Source organism: Enterobacter kobei (assembly GCF_001729765.1).
GTDB classification, from domain to species: domain Bacteria; phylum Pseudomonadota; class Gammaproteobacteria; order Enterobacterales; family Enterobacteriaceae; genus Enterobacter; species Enterobacter kobei.
Genome location: NZ_CP017181.1, coordinates 4,360,452 through 4,374,683, shown reverse-complemented (window position 1 = coordinate 4,374,683; position 14,232 = coordinate 4,360,452). Strand labels below are relative to the sequence as shown.

Annotated in this window: 10 protein-coding genes; 8 read left to right on the top strand and 2 right to left on the bottom strand. The window is 55.3% G+C overall.

Translation table 11 applies throughout. The features are described 5' to 3' along the window. The first annotated feature begins 14 nt into the window (after positions 1 to 14). The 8 genes from csrD to tldD all read left to right on the top strand — a co-directional run bounded on the left by csrD (position 15) and on the right by tldD (position 12,279). Positions 15 to 1,955 (top strand): RNase E specificity factor CsrD, encoded by a 1,941-nt coding sequence (gene csrD, locus BFV64_RS21175; RefSeq protein ID WP_023337866.1) that lies wholly within the window; start codon positions 15 to 17, stop codon positions 1,953 to 1,955. A 282-nt stretch (positions 1,956 to 2,237) separates the two neighbouring features. Beyond that, complete coding sequence (gene mreB, locus BFV64_RS21170) at positions 2,238 to 3,281, top strand: rod shape-determining protein MreB (RefSeq protein WP_000913396.1); 1,044 nt, start codon at positions 2,238 to 2,240, stop codon at positions 3,279 to 3,281. Between the two features lie 61 nt (positions 3,282 to 3,342). After that, complete coding sequence (mreC, locus tag BFV64_RS21165; protein ID WP_023331421.1) at positions 3,343 to 4,359, top strand: rod shape-determining protein MreC; 1,017 nt, start codon at positions 3,343 to 3,345, stop codon at positions 4,357 to 4,359. Next, complete coding sequence (gene mreD, locus BFV64_RS21160; RefSeq protein ID WP_008502849.1) at positions 4,359 to 4,847, top strand: rod shape-determining protein MreD; 489 nt, start codon at positions 4,359 to 4,361, stop codon at positions 4,845 to 4,847. Before mreC ends, mreD begins: the two co-directional genes overlap by 1 nt. A 9-nt stretch (positions 4,848 to 4,856) precedes the next feature. After that, complete coding sequence (locus BFV64_RS21155; RefSeq protein ID WP_023331420.1) at positions 4,857 to 5,450, top strand: Maf family protein; 594 nt, start codon at positions 4,857 to 4,859, stop codon at positions 5,448 to 5,450. Further along, positions 5,440 to 6,909, top strand: coding sequence for a ribonuclease G (rng, locus tag BFV64_RS21150; protein WP_014885432.1), 1,470 nt, complete (start codon positions 5,440 to 5,442; stop codon positions 6,907 to 6,909). Before BFV64_RS21155 ends, rng begins: the two co-directional genes overlap by 11 nt. A 42-nt stretch (positions 6,910 to 6,951) precedes the next feature. Next, positions 6,952 to 10,749 (top strand): AsmA2 domain-containing protein YhdP, encoded by a 3,798-nt coding sequence (gene yhdP, locus BFV64_RS21145; RefSeq protein WP_014885431.1) that lies wholly within the window; start codon positions 6,952 to 6,954, stop codon positions 10,747 to 10,749. Positions 10,750 to 10,833: 84 nt separating this feature from the next. Beyond that, positions 10,834 to 12,279, top strand: coding sequence for a metalloprotease TldD (gene tldD / locus BFV64_RS21140; RefSeq protein ID WP_023331419.1), 1,446 nt, complete (start codon positions 10,834 to 10,836; stop codon positions 12,277 to 12,279). 46 nt (positions 12,280 to 12,325) lie between these two features. Here the strand turns inward: tldD and BFV64_RS21135 are convergent, their stop codons facing one another. Beyond that, positions 12,326 to 12,940 carry a YagU family protein gene (locus tag BFV64_RS21135; RefSeq protein ID WP_023331418.1) on the bottom strand — a complete coding sequence of 205 codons (615 nt, stop codon included), beginning with the start codon at positions 12,938 to 12,940 and terminating at the stop codon, positions 12,326 to 12,328. A gap of 219 nt (positions 12,941 to 13,159) precedes the next feature. Then, positions 13,160 to 14,086, bottom strand: a complete 927-nt coding sequence (gene aaeR / locus BFV64_RS21130; RefSeq protein WP_014885429.1) for an HTH-type transcriptional activator AaeR — start codon at positions 14,084 to 14,086, stop codon at positions 13,160 to 13,162. Positions 14,087 to 14,232 lie beyond the last annotated feature (146 nt).

Genomic DNA, 14,232 nt, shown 5'->3' with positions numbered 1-14,232 from the left:
GAGTAATCTCAAGGATGCGATTAACGACGAAGTTCTCGGCTTTTATCACCTTGCTAACGGGGCTGACCATCTTTGTCACGCTTCTGGGTTGCTCTTTGAGCTTTTATAACGCCATTCAGGACAAACTGGTCAACCGGGTGCAGTCTGTTGCGTCGGTCATTGATACGCGTCTGCTGACCACGCCACTCCCGTCGCTCTCCCGGGAACTGGATGAGTTGATGGTGCCGGTTGATATTATTCGGATCGATATTCAGCAGGGAAAGCATCAGGTTTTAAGCCATGAACGGCAGGGAAGTTATCGCCCTGCGGGCGTAGTGAGTCAGTACCGGGAAGTAACGGTGCACTCCCTTAAAAACCCGGGTATGACCATTCACATGGTATATCTCGATCCGATGGCCAGCTATTTCCGTTCCATGATGACCACCGCGCCGCTCACGATCGCGGTTGCATTCATTATTCTGCTCATTTTTCTCGCGGTTCGCTGGTTGCGCCGCCAGCTCTCAGGGCAGGAACTGCTGGAAATCCGCTCCGTCCGCATCCTGAACGGTGAGCGCGGCCCGCAGGTGCGCGGCTCTGTTCATGAATGGCCGTCACGCACCAGCAGTGCGCTGGATACGTTGCTCTCAGAAATTCAGTTTGCCAGCGACCAGCGCAGCCGTATGGATACGCTGATCCGCTCTTATGCCGCGCAGGATAATAAAACCGGCCTTAACAACCGCCTTTTCTTTGATAATCAACTGGCCACGCTGCTCGACGATTCGGAAAAAGTGGGCACTCACGGCGTGGTGATGATGATTCGCCTGCCCGATTTCGATCTGCTGCGCGACACATGGGGGCAGCGGGCCGCGGAAGAAAATCTCTTTACGCTGATCAACCTGCTCTCCACCTTTATCATGCGCTACCCCGGGGCACTATTGGCCCGCTATCACCGCAGCGACTTTGCCGTGTTATTGCCGCATCGCACGCTAAAAGAGTCGGAAAGTATTGCCAGCCAGCTGCTGAAGGCGGTAGACGCGCTGCCCCAGAGTAAAATGCTCGATCGCGACGACATGGTGCATATGGGGATCTGCGCCTGGCGCGGCGGTCAGTCGACGGAGCAGGTGATGGAGCATGCGGAATCGGCTACCCGCAACGCCGTGTTGCAGGGGGCGAACGGATGGGCCGTTTACGATGACTCGTTACCGGAAAAAGGGCGTGGAAACGTGCGGTGGCGTACGTTAATTGAGCAAATGCTGAGCCGCGGTGGGCCACGTATTTATCAAAAACCGGCGGTCATGAAAAACGGCTATGTCCACCATCGCGAACTGATGTGCCGTATTTTTGACGGTACGGAAGAGGTTATTTCTGCGGAATATCTGCCAATGGTGCTGCAATTTGGGCTGTCTGAAGAGTATGACCGCCAGCAAATTTCCCGCCTGATCCCATTTTTATCTTTCTGGCCGGAAGAAAGTCTGGCGTTACAGGTCACCGTTGAGTCGTTAATACGCCCGCGTTTTCAGCGCTGGCTGCGTGATACATTAATGCAATGCGAAAAATCGCAACGCAAACGCATTATTTTTGAACTTGCTGAGGCGGATGTGGGTCAACACATCAGCCGGTTACGTCCGGTGGTTCGTTTGATCAACGCGCTCGGTGCGCGTGTGGCGGTGACACAAGCTGGTTTAACGCTGGTCAGTACCGACTGGATCAAGGAACTGGATGTGGAGCTATTAAAGCTGCATCCGGGGCTGGTAAGAAATATTGAAAAGCGCACGGAAAACCAGCTGCTGGTTCAGAGTCTGGTTGAAGCGTGTAAAGGAACCCGAACACAAGTCTTTGCCGCGGGCGTGCGCTCCAGGGGCGAATGGCAGATGTTAACAGAGCGCGGTGTCATGGGTGGTCAGGGCGATTTTTTTGCCGCCTCTCAACCGCTTGACACCAACGTGAAAAAATATTTGCAAAGATACTCTGTTTGACCTGCCGTTTACGTTGTTTTCACGTAGAATATCGCGCCTGTAGCTTTGAGTATGTCGAGCAAAAAGCCAGTGAACGACCTTTAACGGGTTACAAAGGTCAGTAAGGAATGCTGCTGTTGACTCAGCCCTGAGGGAGTCAGGGATCAATTTTGTAACATCAGGAAACGTACTGCACAAATTTTCACCGTTGCAGATGATTTTTGCGCCTTGTCGCTGCTGCGTGTGGTTGGTAAAGTAAGCGGATTTTGTTTTCCGCCCCAGCTTTCAGGATTATCCCTTAGTATGTTGAAAAAATTTCGTGGCATGTTTTCCAATGACCTGTCCATTGACCTGGGTACCGCGAATACCCTTATTTACGTAAAAGGACAAGGCATCGTTTTGAATGAGCCTTCTGTTGTGGCCATTCGTCAGGATCGTGCAGGCTCGCCGAAAAGCGTCGCCGCAGTGGGTCATGACGCGAAGCAGATGCTGGGTCGTACCCCTGGCAACATCGCCGCAATTCGCCCAATGAAAGACGGCGTTATCGCTGACTTCTTCGTGACTGAAAAAATGCTTCAGCACTTCATCAAGCAGGTTCACAGCAACAGCTTCATGCGTCCAAGCCCGCGTGTTCTGGTGTGTGTGCCGGTTGGCGCAACCCAGGTAGAACGTCGCGCAATCCGTGAATCTGCTCAGGGGGCGGGTGCTCGTGAAGTGTTCCTGATTGAAGAGCCAATGGCGGCGGCAATCGGTGCAGGTCTGCCTGTGTCTGAAGCAACCGGCTCAATGGTAGTGGATATCGGTGGTGGTACCACAGAAGTGGCCGTTATCTCTCTGAACGGTGTGGTGTACTCCTCCTCCGTACGTATCGGTGGTGACCGCTTCGATGAAGCCATCATTAATTACGTGCGCCGTAACTACGGCTCTCTGATCGGTGAAGCGACCGCAGAGCGTATCAAACACGAAATCGGCTCTGCTTACCCGGGCGATGAAGTGCGCGAGATCGAAGTGCGTGGTCGTAACCTGGCGGAAGGTGTGCCACGCGGCTTTACCCTGAACTCCAACGAAATTCTGGAAGCGCTGCAGGAACCGCTGACTGGCATCGTGAGCGCGGTAATGGTTGCGCTGGAACAGTGCCCACCAGAACTGGCGTCCGATATCTCCGAGCGCGGTATGGTTCTGACCGGTGGTGGTGCGCTGCTGCGTAACCTCGACCGCCTGTTAATGGAAGAGACAGGTATTCCTGTCGTAGTTGCAGAAGATCCACTGACTTGCGTCGCCCGTGGTGGTGGCAAGGCGCTGGAAATGATCGACATGCACGGCGGCGACTTGTTCAGCGAAGAGTAGTCATTGTGAAAGGGTAGCGAATCGCTACCCTTTCTCTCTGACACGAGAATACGCATAGCCTATGAAGCCAATTTTTAGCCGTGGCCCATCGCTACAGTTTCGCCTTATTCTGGCGGTTCTGGTTGCGCTTGGCGTCATTATTGCCGATAGCCGCCTCGGTACGTTCAGCCAGATCAGAACGTACATGGATACCGCCGTCAGTCCTTTCTACTTTATATCAAATGGTCCCCGTGAACTGCTCGACTCCGTTTCTCAAACGCTGTCTTCACGAGACCAGCTCGAACTTGAAAACCGGGCATTACGCCAGGAACTGCTGCTGAAAAACAGCGAACTGCTGATGCTGGGGCAATATAAGCAGGAAAACGCGCGTCTGCGTGAACTGCTCGGCTCGCCGCTGCGTCAGGATGAGCAGAAGATGGTCACCCAGGTGATCTCCACCGTGAACGATCCTTACAGCGATCAGGTTGTGATCGACAAAGGGAGTGTGAACGGTGTGTATGAAGGCCAGCCTGTAATCAGTGATAAAGGCGTAGTGGGGCAGGTTGTTGCCGTCGCCAAGCTGACCAGCCGCGTGCTGCTGATTTGCGATGCCACGCATGCGCTGCCTATCCAGGTCCTGCGTAACGATATCCGCGTGATTGCGGCCGGTAACGGCTGTACGGACGATCTGCAGCTGGAACACCTGCCTGCGAACACGGACATCCGTGTCGGTGATGTACTGGTGACTTCCGGTTTGGGTGGACGCTTCCCTGAGGGCTACCCGGTTGCGGTGGTCTCTTCCGTGAAGCTCGATACTCAACGTGCGTATACCGTCATTCAGGCTCGTCCGACTGCGGGTTTACAGCGTCTGCGCTACCTGCTGCTGCTCTGGGGTGCCGATCGTAATGGCACGAATCCGATGACGCCTGAAGAGGTGCACCGTGTCGCAAACGAACGCCTGATGCAGATGATGCCGCAGGTTCTTCCGCCTGCGGACTCCATGGGGCCACCTGCGCCAGTGCCCGCGCCGGCAACCGGGTTAACGCAGCCGCTGCCTGATGCGCCGCCACCGCCTAAACTCTCTTTGGGAGGGCAGTAGTGGCAAGTTATCGTAGCCAGGGACGCTGGGTCATCTGGCTCTCGTTCCTCATTGCACTGTTGCTGCAGATTATGCCCTGGCCGGATAACATTCTCGTTTTCCGGCCAAACTGGGTCTTGCTCATTTTACTTTACTGGATCCTTGCCCTGCCGCACCGCGTAAATGTCGGCACGGGTTTTGTTATGGGTGCCATACTGGATCTCATTAGTGGCTCTACGCTGGGCGTTCGCGCCCTGTCCATGAGCATTATTGCGTACCTCGTCGCACTAAAATTCCAGCTCTTTCGTAACCTCGCGCTCTGGCAACAGGCCCTGGTCGTGATGTTGTTGTCGCTTGCTGCGGATATCGTTGTTTTCTGGGCAGAGTTTTTAGTGATCAACGTCTCTTTCCGACCGGAAGTGTTCTGGAGTAGTGTAGTAAACGGTGTGCTCTGGCCGTGGCTGTTCCTGCTGATGCGTAAGGTTCGCCAGCAGTTTGCCGTGCAATAAAAGGTTTCTATGACGTCTTTGTATCTCGCTTCCGGTTCCCCGCGCCGTCAGGAACTCCTGACCCAGTTAGGGGTATCTTTTGAACGCATCGTGACCGGCATTGAAGAAAAACGTGCTGAGGGCGAAAGTGCGCAGCAATATGTCTCTCGTCTGGCGCGCGAGAAAGCGCAGGCGGGCGTGGCGTTAGCGCCCCGCGATCTGCCAGTGCTGGGAGCAGATACCATCGTTATCCTTAATGGTGAAGTGCTTGAGAAACCGCACGATACCGAACATGCGGCGCGTATGCTGCGCAAAATGTCCGGGCAAACGCATCAGGTAATGACGGCGGTCGCGCTGGCGGATAGCCAGCACGTGCTGGATTGTCTGGTGGTAACCGATGTCACGTTCAGAGTACTTACCGACGACGAGATCGCCGCTTATATTGCCAGCGGTGAACCGATGGATAAAGCAGGTGCATACGGTATTCAGGGGCTGGGTGGCTGTTTTGTCAGGAAGATTCATGGCAGCTATCACGCCGTAGTCGGCTTACCGCTGGTGGAAACGTATGAGTTGCTGAGCAATTTTAACTCACTGCGTGAGGGAAGGGATAATTATGACGGCTGAATTGTTGGTAAACGTAACGCCATCGGAAACCCGTGTGGCCTATATTGACGGTGGCATTCTTCAGGAAATTCATATTGAGCGTGAAGCGCGGCGCGGAATAGTAGGCAATATCTACAAAGGTCGTGTCAGTCGTGTACTGCCGGGTATGCAGGCGGCTTTTGTAGATATTGGTCTGGATAAGGCGGCATTTTTACATGCCTCCGATATCATGCCGCACACCGAGTGCGTTGCGGGCGAAGAGCAAAAGCAGTTTGCCGTGCGCGATATTTCCGAACTGGTGCGTCAGGGCCAGGACTTAATGGTGCAGGTGGTGAAAGATCCCCTGGGCACCAAAGGCGCCCGTCTTACCACCGACATCACCTTACCCTCCCGTTATCTGGTCTTTATGCCCGGCGCGTCACACGTCGGCGTTTCGCAGCGCATTGAGAGCGAAAGCGAGCGCGAGCGTCTGAAGAAAGTGGTCAGCGCCTACTGCGATGAACAGGGCGGGTTTATTATCCGCACCGCCGCGGAAGGGATCAGCGAAGACGATCTGGCATCCGATGCCGCTTACCTTAAGCGCGTCTGGACCAAAGTGATGGAGCGTAAAAAACGCAACCAGACCCGCTACCAGCTTTACGGTGAGCTGGCGCTGGCTCAGCGCGTTCTGCGTGACTTTGCCGATGCGCAGCTCGACCGCATTCGTGTGGACTCTCGCCTGACGTATGAAGCGCTGCTGGAATTTACCGCTGAATACATCCCGGAAATGCCGGGCCTGCTGGAGCACTACACCGGGCGTCAGCCTATCTTCGATCTCTATGATGTCGAAAACGAGATCCAGCGTGCCCTGGAGCGTAAGGTTGAGCTCAAGTCCGGCGGGTATCTGATTATCGATCAGACCGAAGCGATGACCACCGTCGATATCAACACCGGCGCGTTTGTTGGCCATCGCAACCTCGATGACACCATCTTCAACACCAACATTGAAGCCACGCAGGCGATTGCCCGCCAGCTGCGTCTGCGCAATCTCGGCGGCATTATTATCATCGACTTCATCGATATGAGTAATGAAGACCACCGCCGCCGCGTGCTGCATTCACTGGAGCAGGCGCTGAGTAAGGATCGCGTGAAAACCAGCATCAACGGGTTCTCACAGCTGGGGCTGGTGGAAATGACGCGTAAGCGCACCCGTGAAAGCGTTGAGCATGTGCTGTGTAATGAATGCCCAACCTGCCATGGACGCGGAACGGTAAAGACGGTTGAGACCGTCTGCTACGAAATTATGCGTGAAATCGTCCGTGTTCATCACGCCTACGACTCCGACCGTTTTCTGGTCTATGCTTCCCCTGCGGTGGCGGAAGCGTTGAAAGGCGAAGAGTCGCACGCGCTGGCGGAAGTGGAAATCTTTGTCGGCAAACAGGTAAAAGTACAAATTGAACCGCTCTATAACCAGGAGCAGTTTGACGTTGTGATGATGTAAAACGCAGTACGCTGCGTGACGAAAGCTGACAAGGAGAGATGCGTGAGGCGATTGCCGGGGATTTTATTGCTTACAGGGGCAACGCTGGTCGTGATTGTCGCGTTGCTCGTGAGCGGGCTACGCCTCGTTTTGCCGCATCTCGACAGCTGGCGTCCGCAGCTGCTGGCAAAAATCGAATCCACCACCGGTGTGCCGGTCGACGTAAGCCAGCTAAGCGCCAGCTGGCAAAATTTTGGCCCGACGCTCGACGTCCGGGATATCAATGCCAGCCTGAAAGATGGCGGCCATCTGAAAATCAAACGCGTGACCCTGGCGCTGGACGTCTGGCAAAGCCTGCTGCATCTGCGCTGGCAGTTTCGCGATCTCACCTTTTACCAGCTTCAGTTTCTGACCAATACGCCGCTAACGGGCGGTGAGGATAATCAGGGCCTGGAAGCCAACCGCTTCAGCGATCTCTTCCTCCGCCAGTTCGATCATTTCGATCTGCGCGACAGCGAAGTGAGCTTTATTACCCTTTCCGGCCAGCGCGCCGAACTGGCGATCCCACAGCTAACCTGGCTTAACGGCAAGAACCGACACCGCGCGGAAGGACTGGTGAGCCTGTCCAGCCTGAACGGCCAGCACGGCGTGATGCAGGTACGTATGGATCTGCGCGACGATGACGGTCTGTTAAACAACGGTAAAGTCTGGCTGCAGGCCGACGATGTGGACGTGAAGCCCTGGCTCGGCGACTGGTTACAGCAAAACATGCAGCTGGAAACCGCCCGCTTTAGCCTTGAGGGCTGGCTAACCCTGACGAAGGGAAAATTCGCCAGCGGCGATATCTGGCTGAAGCAAGGGGGCGCAAGCTGGAAGGGCGAAAATCAGCAGCATCAGCTTTCCGTCGATAACCTCACCGCGCATGTGACGCAGGAGAAAGAGGGCTGGCAGTTTGCTATTCCGGATACGCGCATCACGATGGACGGCAAGCCGTGGCCGCGCGGTGCGCTGACGCTGGCCTGGATGCCGGAGCAGGACGTGGGCGGCGCGGCCAGTAAACGCAGCGATGAGCTGCGTATCCGCGCCAGTAACCTGGATCTGACAGCCATCGAAGGCCTGCGCTCAATGGCGGCGAAACTCTCCCCGGATTTGGGCGAGATTTGGCTGGCAACGCAGCCGAGCGGCAAGATTGATGCGCTGGCGCTGGATATCCCGCTTCAGGCCACAGATAAAACCCGTTTCCAGGCCTCGTGGAACGATCTTGCCTGGAAGCAGTGGAAGCTGCTTCCGGGAGCCGAGCACTTCAGCGGCAAGCTGGAAGGCAGTGTGGAAAACGGCAGGCTGACGGTGGATATGCACAACGCCAAAATGCCTTACGAGACGGTCTTCCGTGCGCCGCTGGAAATTGAACAGGGCAATGCGGTGCTGAACTGGCTCCGTAATGATAAGGGCTTCCAGCTTGATGGCAGGCATATCGACGTCAAAGCCAAAGCGGTACATGCACGCGGCGATTTCCGCTACCTGCAGCCAGATGGCGATGAGCCCTGGCTGGGTATTCTGGCCGGCATCAGTACCGATGATGGTTCTCAGGCCTGGCGCTATTTCCCGGAAAACCTGATGGGGAAAGCGCTGGTCGACTATCTGAGCGGCGCGATTCAGGGCGGTCAGGCGGATAATGCCACACTGGTCTACGGTGGTAATCCGCATCTTTTCCCGTACAAACATAATGAAGGTCAGTTCCAGGTGCTGGTGCCGCTGCACAACGCCACCTTCGCGTTCCAGCCTGGCTGGCCTGCGCTGAAAAACCTGGATATCGAACTTAACTTCCTCAATGACGGCTTATGGATGAAGTCTGACAGCGTTGCGCTGGGCGGCGTGACGGCCAGCAACCTGACGGCTAACATCCCGGACTACTCAAAAGAGAAGCTGCTTATCGATGCCGACATCAACGGTCCAGGTAAAGCGGTGGGGCCGTACTTTGAGGAGACGCCGCTGAAAGAGTCGCTGGCGGCGACGCTGCAGCAGCTCCAGCTTGATGGCGATGTGAATGCTCGCTTACATCTTGATATCCCACTTGACGGTGAGATGACCACCGCCAAAGGTGATGTCCGTCTGAAGAACAACAGTCTGTACATTAAACCGCTTGAGAGCACCCTGAAAAACCTCAGCGGGCAGTTCAGTTTTGTGAATGGTAACCTCAAGAGCGAGCCGCTGACCGCCAGCTGGTTTAATCAGCCGGTGAATATTGACTTCACAACCACTGAGGGTGAAAAAGCTTACCAGGTGGCCGTCAATCTGGACGGTAACTGGCAGCCTGCGCGTATGGACGTCCTGCCGAAGCCGATCGCGTCATCAGTGGATGGCGCGGTAGCCTGGAATGGCAAAGTGGCTATTGAGCTGCCTTATCACGCAGGCGTGCAGTATAAGGTCGACATCACGGGTGACCTGAAAAACATCCACAGCCAGTTGCCCGCGCCGCTGGATAAACAGGCCGGACAATCGCTGCCGGTGAAGGTCAACGTCGATGGCAACCTGAACAGCTTTGCGTTGACCGGAAATGCGGGCAGCACAAACCATTTCAACAGCCGCTGGCTGCTTAATCGCAAACTCACCCTCGACAGGGCTATCTGGACGACGGACAGCAAAACCACGCCGCCGCTGCCCGACCATGCGGGCGTTGAGCTCAATCTTCCGCCGATGGATGGCGCGGAGTGGCTGGCGCTGTTCCAGAAAGGCGTTGGACAAAACGTGGATGAAGCCGCCCAGTTCCCGCAAACCGTTACGGTACGCACGCCGTCGCTGATGTTGGGCGGACAGCAGTGGAACAACCTTAGCATTGTTTCTCAGCCCACCGCGAATGGCTCCAAAGTGGAGGCGCAGGGCCGGGAGATCAACGGCACGCTTACCATGCGTAATAACGCGCCGTGGCAGGCAGCGATTCGCTATCTCTACTACAACCCGGCCACCGCGAGTAAAGATCAACCGGCGAACACATCGCCGCTGAGTCAAGCCTCCCGCGTCGATTTTAGCGGCTGGCCCGATCTCCAGCTGCGCTGCGCGGAATGCTGGCTGTGGGGGCAAAAATATGGCCGTATCGACGGCGATTTTGCCATCCAGGGGAATACGCTTACGCTCTCCGGCGGCCTGGTCGATACCGGTTTTGGCCGCATGACGGCCGCAGGGGAATGGGTCAATAACCCGGGCGAACAGCGTACCTCCCTGAAGGGCGACATTAAAGGCAACAAACTGGATGCGGCAACCAATTTCTTTGGCATCACTACGCCGCTGCGGGGATCGTCATTTGACGTGAATTACGATCTTCACTGGCGAGACGCGCCGTGGAAGCCAGACGAAGCGTCACTGAACGGTATTTTAAAAACCCGCTTTGGCAAGGGGGAAATCGCCGATGTGAGCACGGGGCGAGCCGGGCAGATCCTGCGCCTGCTGAGTTTTGATGCGCTGCTGCGCAAGCTGCGCTTCGATTTCAGCGACACCTTCAGCGAAGGTTTCTACTACGATTCCATCCGCAGCACGGCGTGGATAAAGGACGGCGTGATGCATACGGATGACACGCTGGTAGACGGCCTGGAAGCGGATATCGCCATGAAAGGCTCAGTCAATCTGGTACGCCGTGAGCTGGATATGGAAGCCGTGGTGGCGCCGGAAATTTCCGCGAGCGTGGGCGTGGCGGCGGCGTTTGTGGTGAACCCGATAGTCGGTGCGGCGGTATTTGCTGCCAGTAAAGTGCTGGGCCCGCTGTGGAGCAAAGTCTCGATTCTGCGCTATCGCATTACCGGTCCGGTGGATAAACCCCAGATTAACGAGGTACTGCGCCAGCCGCGCAAAGATGCACAGCAATGATTTGACGTGGGCAGGTAATTGCCTCACTCTCAATAAATACGATTTTTATACCGCCATGGGCGGCAACGAACGAGTAGCAATACGATGAGTCTGAACCTGGTAAGTGAACATTTGCTCGCAGCGAACGGCCTGAGCCATCAGGACCTGTTCTCCATTCTTGGTCAACTGACCGAACGCCGTCTCGACTACGGCGATCTCTATTTCCAGTCGAGCTATCACGAATCCTGGGTTTTAGAAGACAGCATCATCAAAGATGGTTCTTATAACATTGACCAGGGCGTCGGCGTGCGCGCCGTCAGCGGTGAGAAAACCGGTTTTGCCTATGCCGACCAGATTAGCCTGGCTGCACTGGAGCAAAGTGCGCAGGCTGCACGTACCATTGTGCGTGATACTGGCGATGGCCGTGTGAAAACCCTCGGTGAAGTGTCGCACTCTGCGCTCTATACCAGTATCGATCCGCTGCAAAGCATGAGCCGCGAAGAGAAGCTGGATATTTTGCGCCGCGTGGACAAAGTGGCGCGTGCTGCAGATAAACGCGTGCAGGAAGTCTCTGCCAGCCTGAGCGGTGTTTATGAACTGATTCTGGTGGCGGCAACGGACGGTACGCTGGCCGCCGATGTGCGTCCGCTGGTGCGTCTTTCCATCAGCGTGCAGGTTGATGACAACGGTAAACGCGAGCGTGGCTCCAGCGGCGGCGGCGGTCGTTTCGGCTATGACTGGTTCCTGGGCGATGTAGATGGCGAAGCGCGCGCTGACGCGTGGGCAAAAGAAGCCGTGCGCATGGCGCTGGTGAATCTTAATGCTGTTGCGGCTCCCGCCGGGACATTCCCGGTGGTGCTGGGCGCAGGCTGGCCGGGCGTGCTGCTGCACGAAGCGGTGGGCCACGGTCTGGAAGGCGACTTTAACCGTCGCGGGACATCCGTGTTCAGCGGTCAGATTGGACAGCTCGTCTCATCTGAGCTGTGCACCGTGGTGGATGATGGCACCATGCCTGACCGTCGCGGTTCGGTGGCTATCGATGATGAAGGTACGCCAGGCCAGTACAATGTGCTGATTGAAAACGGCGTGCTGAAAGGTTACATGCAGGACAAACTCAACGCGCGCCTGATGGGTGTCGCGCCAACGGGTAATGGCCGTCGTGAATCTTACGCGCACCTGCCAATGCCGCGCATGACCAACACTTACATGTTGCCGGGCAAATCCACGCCGCAGGAGATTATCGAGTCTGTAGATTACGGTATCTTTGCGCCAAACTTTGGCGGCGGCCAGGTGGACATCACCTCCGGTAAATTTGTCTTCTCTACCTCAGAAGCGTATCTGATTGAGAAGGGCAAAGTGACCAAAGCGGTAAAAGGTGCGACGCTGATTGGCTCCGGTATTGAAGCCATGCAGCAGATCTCGATGGTCGGTAACGATCTGAAGCTGGATAACGGCGTGGGCGTCTGCGGTAAAGAGGGCCAGAGCCTGCCGGTGGGCGTGGGCCAGCCAACGCTGAAAGTGGACAACCTGACGGTAGGCGGCACAGCCTGACCTGAATCGGCATAAAAAATGGCGCTACTGATGTAGCGCCTTTTTTTTAACGTAAGTTACCCAGCGGTATCTCCGGATCCGGCTCGTGTGTGATGCGGTTACGCAAGTCACGACGAATAATTTCGATCGACCAGAACCAGACCAGATGGCCTACGATCTCTGAAACGTGTTCATACCACGGCAGCTCAAACAGCGGTGGCGTCAGCCCCATCAGCGGGAAGGAGATCATATGCACAAAGAGCTGAGCTAACGCACCCGCCAGCAAACCCTGCCAGAGTTTAATTTTCGGGAAGACTTCAGCCACGACACAATAGCCAACAGCGAAGACGATTGAGAAAATAATATGCGTCACGCCAACCCAGTTAAATATATGTCCGGCAAATGTATAAACTGCCGCGTTAGGATCAACAACGCCCAGCCAGTCGCGTAAAAATACATAGGGAGGGTTTAAAAAATTGCGGGAACAGTCAATCTGGCTTGCGGCTCTTATTAATTGCTCGGGTCCGCATGCGCCGGTGAATAAGTCGGAGGGGCTGCGTGGTGGAAGCGGTACTTCGGCTCCCCATTTGACAAACGCGGAGACAATCCCTGCAATTAAACCGATGAACGCGGCGAGTCCATAGCGCCTGCGTGAAGGCGGTGTTTGTTCAAATAGATTCATTTCTTTTCCTTGTTTAACGTCATCCTGCGGAATACATTTTATTATTCATATCAGCAACAAATTAATAACAGTCTGACGAGCAGACTGCATATAAAGTAATGGGGTGGCGGCAGTAGTGTCAATTCTCTATTCCTGATAGTGGTGAAGGAATATTCCTGAATCAACAAGGGATTCATCCTGGGAATATTCATTGCCTCTATGCGTTCAGAAATAAATTGATTATTCCTTTCTTCTTCCCCGCATCCCCTGAAACAGCTCCGCCACGTCCACAAAATAGTCGGTCAGATAGTTGATACACACCTGCACTTTGAGCGGCAGCTTGTCCTTTTCGGTATACAGGGCGTAGACCGGGCGCGGATCGGATTGATAGCGAGGGAAAAGGATCTCCAGCACGCCGCTGTTGATCTCATTGATCACCCACATCAACGGGACGTAGGCGATCCCCGCACCGGCCACCAGCCAGCGCGAAATGGTCATCGGATCGTTAGTGACGAATCGTCCTTCCGGCAGCAGCCGGGTGGAGATCCCCTCCGGGGCAATCAGCTCGAATTCATTGTCGGGTCGCACGCTGTACTCCAGCCAGGAGTGGTTGGTGAGATCCGCGGGTTTCTCCGGAACGCCGTACTGCGCAAGATAGCTTTTCGAGGCGCAGACAACCATCGGCATGCTGCCCAGTCGACGCGAGAAGAGGCTGGAATCCTGCAACGCCCCCACGCGGATCACCACGTCCAGACCATCGGCGATCAGATCCGGCGCCGGGATACCCGTCACCAGATTGACGGTAAGCCCGGGGTACTCCTTCAGCATATCCGCGGTCATGGCAGCGAGTACATTTTGTGCCATAGTTGAAGAACACCCTATACGGAGTGTGCCGATCGGGGTGTTGTTAAAGGCGTAGAGCTGTTCATGGACGTCTTGTACTTCGTGCATCATGCGTCGGCAGCCCTGATAGTAAATTTTACCCGCCTCCGTCAGCCCAATGCTGCGGGTACTGCGGTTGAGCAGCTTGACCTGTAGCTCATCTTCCAGTTTAGAGACCGTCTGGCTAATGGATGATACGCTCATCTGAAGCTGACGTGCCGCGGCGGTAAACGAACCCAGTTCAACCACTTTGGCGAAGACCGACATGCGTTTTAAACGTTCCATTGTTCACTCTGGCTTAAAAGTGATTTAGATCACATATTATAGATAACAGCATAACAGTTACGTTAATATATTATTAATTACATAACGGCTGCGCCATTCTCGCCCGACGTTTCTTGCTCTTCTGCGATGGCGTGCGCTAAAAAATT

Coding starts and splice junctions, on each gene's coding strand:
- BFV64_RS21155 (WP_023331420.1), top strand. CDS start 4,857: ATGACGTCTTTGTATCTCGCTTCCGGTTCCCCGCGCCGTCAGGAACTC.
- mreC (WP_023331421.1), top strand. CDS start 3,343: ATGAAGCCAATTTTTAGCCGTGGCCCATCGCTACAGTTTCGCCTTATT.
- aaeR (WP_014885429.1), bottom strand. CDS start 14,086: ATGGAACGTTTAAAACGCATGTCGGTCTTCGCCAAAGTGGTTGAACTG.
- rng (WP_014885432.1), top strand. CDS start 5,440: ATGACGGCTGAATTGTTGGTAAACGTAACGCCATCGGAAACCCGTGTG.
- mreB (WP_000913396.1), top strand. CDS start 2,238: ATGTTGAAAAAATTTCGTGGCATGTTTTCCAATGACCTGTCCATTGAC.
- tldD (WP_023331419.1), top strand. CDS start 10,834: ATGAGTCTGAACCTGGTAAGTGAACATTTGCTCGCAGCGAACGGCCTG.
- csrD (WP_023337866.1), top strand. CDS start 15: ATGCGATTAACGACGAAGTTCTCGGCTTTTATCACCTTGCTAACGGGG.
- BFV64_RS21135 (WP_023331418.1), bottom strand. CDS start 12,940: ATGAATCTATTTGAACAAACACCGCCTTCACGCAGGCGCTATGGACTC.